The organism is Arthrospira sp. PCC 8006 (genome assembly GCF_046480465.1).
GTDB lineage: Bacteria > Cyanobacteriota > Cyanobacteriia > Cyanobacteriales > Microcoleaceae > Limnospira > Limnospira platensis.
In genome coordinates this window covers 1-2,263 of the sequence record NZ_PKGG01000401.1, presented here as the reverse complement: position 1 = coordinate 2,263, position 2,263 = coordinate 1, and the positions used below count along the sequence as shown (strand labels likewise).

Genomic DNA, 2,263 nt, shown 5'->3' with positions numbered 1-2,263 from the left:
GGAGAGTTACTCTCATATCACCTACCCACATAACAGTTTCCKGGTTGAGTTGGAAATGTGGCGGTTTTCAGAAGTCGGAAGTTGGGAGAGTYTCCCGAAAACGGAAAGTCACCAGTTGGGAGAGTTACTCTCATATAACCTACCCACATAACAGTTTTCCNGGTTGACTTAAAAATGTGGCGGTTTTCAGGAGTCGGAAGTTGGGAGAGTCTCCCGAAAAGGGAAAGTCACGAGTTGGGAGGGTTATTCTCATATCACCTACCCACATAACAGTTTCCGGGTTGAGTTGGAAATGTGGCGGTTTTCAGAAGTCGGAAGTTGGGAGAGTTTCCCGAAAACGGAAAGTCACCAGTTGGGAGAGTTACTCAAATATCACCTACCCACATAACAGTTTCCGGGTTGAGTTGGAAATGTGGCGGTTTTCAGGAGTCGGAAGTTGGGAGAGTCTCCCGAAAAGGGAAAGTCACGAGTTGCGAGAGTTTTCCGAAAAGGGAAAGTCACCAGTTGGGAGAGTTACTCTCATATCACCTACCCACATAAGAGTTTCCGGGTTGACTTGAAAATGTGGCGGTTTTCAGAAGTCCGAAATTGGGAGAGTTACTCWAATATCACCTACCCACATAACAGTTTTCCGGTTGAGTTGGAAATGYGGCGGTTTTCAGAAGTCGGAAATTGGGAGAGTYTCCCGAAAAGGGAAAGTCACGAGTTGSGAGAGTTAYYCGAAWAKGGAAAGTNCACCAGTTGGGAGAGTTACTCTCATATAACCTACCCACATAACAGTTTTCCGGTTGACTTAAAAATGTGGCGGTTTTCAGGAGTCGGAAGTTGGGAGAGTTTCCCGAAAACGGAAAGTCACGAGTTGCGAGAGTTACTCTCATATCACCTACCCACATAACAGTTTCCGGGTTGAGTTKRAAAATGTGGCGGTTTTCAGGAGTCSGAARTTGGGAGAGTCTCCCGAAAAGGGAAAGTCACGAGTTGGGAGGGTTATTCTCATATCACCTACCCACATAACAGTTTCCGGGTTGAGTTGGAAATGTGGCGGTTTTCAGAAGTCAGAAGTTGGGAGAGTCTCCCGAAAACGGAAAGTCACGAGTTGGGAGAGTTACTCTCATATAACCTACCCACATAACAGTTTCCGGGTTGAGTTGGAAATGTGGCGGTTTTCAGAAGTCAGAAGTTGGGAGAGTCTCCCGAAAACGGAAAGTCACGAGTTGGGAGAGTTACTCTCATATAACCTACCCACATAACAGTTTTCCGGTTGACTTAAAAATGTGGCGGTTTTCAGAAGTCCGAAATTGGGAGAGTTACTCAAATATCACCTACCCACATAACAGTTTCCGGGTTGAGTTGRAAATGTGGCGGTTTTCAGAAGTCRGAAGTTGGGAGAGTTTCCCGAAAAGGGAAAGTCACSAGTTGGGAGAGTTACTCWCATATCACCTACCCACATAACAGTTTCCGGGTTGAGTTGGAAATGTGGAGGTTTTCAGAAGTCGGAAGTTGGGAGAGTCTCCCGAAAASGGAAAGTCACGAGTTGGGAGAGTTACTCWMATATCACCTACCCACATAACAGTTTCCGGGTTGAGTTGGAAATGTGGCGGTTTTCAGAAGTCGGAAGTTGGGAGAGTTTCCCGAAAAGGGAAAGTCACCAGTTGGGAGAGTTTCCCGAAAAGGGAAAGTCACCAGTTGGGAGAGTTACTCTCATATAACCTACTCACATAACAGTTTCCTGGTTAAGTTGGAAATGCGGCGGTTTTCAGAAGTCGGAAGTTGGGAGAGTTTCCCGAAAAGGGAAAGTCACCAGTTGGGAGAGTTTCCCGAAAAGGGAAAGTCACCAGTTGGGAGAGTTATTCTCATATCACCTACCCACATAACAGTTTCCGGGTTGAGTTGAAAATGTGGAGGTTTTCAGGAGTCAGAAGTTGGGAGAGTYTCCCGAAAASGGAAAGTCACSAGTTGSGAGAGTTTCCCGAAAAGGGAAAGTCACCAGTTGGGAGAGTTACTCAAATATCACCTACCCACATAACAGTTTCCGGGTTGAGTTGAAAATGTGGAGGTTTTCAGGAGTCAGAAGTTGGGAGAGTTTCCCGAAAAGGGAAAGTCACCAGTTGGGAGAGTTACTCTCATATAACCTACTCACATAACAGTTTCCTGGTTAAGTTGGAAATGCGGCGGTTTTCAGAAGTCGGAAGTTGGGAGAGTTTCCCGAAAAGGGAAAGTCACSAGTTGSGAGAGTTTTCCGAAAASGGAAAGTCACCAGTTG

The 2,263-nt window shown here is 46.0% G+C and carries 3 protein-coding genes; all 3 read left to right on the top strand.

The genetic code is table 11. The annotated features are described in order from the left end of the window. Window positions 1–200 precede the first annotated feature (200 nt). Window positions 201–560, top strand: coding sequence for a hypothetical protein (locus tag B9T16_RS27970; protein WP_410246311.1), 360 nt, complete (start codon window positions 201–203; stop codon window positions 558–560). Window positions 561–1,025: 465 nt separating this feature from the next. Beyond that, a complete protein-coding gene (locus B9T16_RS27965; RefSeq protein WP_410246310.1) occupies window positions 1,026–1,250 on the top strand; it encodes a hypothetical protein in 225 nt (74 codons plus the stop codon). Window positions 1,251–1,594: 344 nt separating this feature from the next. Beyond that, on the top strand, window positions 1,595–1,894 hold the full coding sequence (locus B9T16_RS27960) for a hypothetical protein (protein WP_410246309.1): 300 nt from the start codon (window positions 1,595–1,597) through the stop codon (window positions 1,892–1,894). The last annotated feature ends 369 nt before the right edge of the window (window positions 1,895–2,263 follow it).